2 protein-coding genes are annotated in these 1,616 nt (G+C 42.1%); both read right to left on the bottom strand.

The window, feature by feature from the left end; genetic code table 11:
• Nucleotides 1-59 precede the first annotated feature (59 nt).
• Entirely contained in the window at nt 60-332 is a 273-nt protein-coding gene (locus C230_RS0100210; RefSeq protein WP_018130103.1) for a hypothetical protein, read from the bottom strand.
• 663 nt (nt 333-995) lie between these two features.
• Nucleotides 996-1,316, bottom strand: coding sequence for a hypothetical protein (locus tag C230_RS0100205; protein WP_018130102.1), 321 nt, complete (start codon nt 1,314-1,316; stop codon nt 996-998).
• Between the last annotated feature and the right edge of the window lie 300 nt (nt 1,317-1,616).

Below are 1,616 nucleotides of genomic sequence, written 5' to 3'. Positions count from 1 at the left end.
GATCATGATACGACAATCATCCGAAGAATCCTCCGACATTGAACATGACAAAAAACCGCTCACTCGCCGCCAAATAGCGTGAGCGGTAACAGGATCGACAAGATGACGAAACCAAGGCGGTTATTCAGTTTCTTTATAAGAAACGTTTGGCAGCATTGGATGAGTGAATTTAAACCCCGAAGAGAATTTCCCACTTCGGGGTACATAGAGCATACAGGGTTTTTCAAAACACACAGTTCCACGAGCAAGCTCCACCCCCGTTTTTCCACGTCTCCCACTTCAAATCCTCGTACAGATAATCCCTCATCAATTGTGCTAATGATTTTTTCCATCCAAATCAATGCTCCTCATTTGAACAACTGTTTGAGAACCCTATTGACTTTTCCAAAGACTAGTAGTAATAAGTATACAAGGGATAAACCGAGGAAATTTGAGACCGAGGGTAAACACGGAAAAGAGACCGTGTCAACGGCCAACTTCAGACCGAAGGAATATGCTTTAGACCGTGAGAATGGGCACCTGTCGCAAAGTCCTCAAAGTCCTTGTTTTATAAGCGTTTTTCCACTGTTTGACACCCTTTAAATGCTTTTCTGCGGTCTTCAAAACCGAGTGTGCGGCACGGGGTGTCGCAGGTGGGTTCGATTCCCACACGCTTCCGCCAAGTCGCAAAAAGCCTTGAACCATAAGGGTTCAGGGCTTTTTTGTTGCCCCCTTCCCTACCGTTCGGCATCTGAAAGAGAGGGTGGGTAGAATGTCGATCTTCTACCATTTTTCTACCCTTTATCCCACTAAAGCATTTTTTAAGGCTCAGAGGCACTCGGTATGTGATCCCAAATCTCACCACTGGAGATCTAACTAGTACCAGTTATTACTTCGGGCGACAAACAAGAACTCCTGCCAATCAGGCAGGAGAATTCAATTCAAGTTTAATTTTACATCGTAGTAGGGGTTGACTCAAAAACGTCCATGCAAATTGAATTGCTTATATTAACTCTTTACTCTTGTTCACCATCATCTGAATTGTCGTTTTGGCTATGTTCATCGTCATTCTGTCCATCGTCTTTTTGTCCATCATCGCTTTTGTTGTCATTTTGATCACGATCATTGTCACTTTGTGCCTTATCTTCTTTGTTACCATTTTGACTATTGTTGTTGTTTTGCACATTGAGCTCTTTGTTGCTATTCTGACCATCAGTTTTTTTGTCATGCACAACTTCAGTAGCCCCCACTTTTGCCAATTTGTCCGAGGCAGCGAGGGCAGTTCCGACTCCCATTATTGACAAAGATAATATAACTACCAAAAATTTACTTTTCATATTGATCCCTCCATTTGTTTTTCCGACCGAGGTGCTTTCAGCAAAATAAAATCAGAATTTTAAGGGGATGTACCCAATCGTTGTTTTGTTATTATGTATCGGATTTAGCAGCGGTTTTTTAGCTTGGTTTATCGGCAAATTCGATAATTTCCCGCAGATATCTCTTATTTTCTCACTAATGTTTTAATATATAACCACCTTCAACCCCGGCTTCGACAGTTTTGCCCCCGATGTAGGCATCTGTGGATAACTAAAAACCCTTATTTGAAGCGGGTTTTACGGGGTTATCCACAAGTGATT

It is taken from the genome of Effusibacillus pohliae DSM 22757 (assembly GCF_000376225.1).
Classification (GTDB): Bacteria; Bacillota; Bacilli; order Tumebacillales; family Effusibacillaceae; genus Effusibacillus; species Effusibacillus pohliae.
Note: the sequence above shows the minus strand (reverse complement) of the source record. Positions and strands in the feature narration are given on the sequence as shown.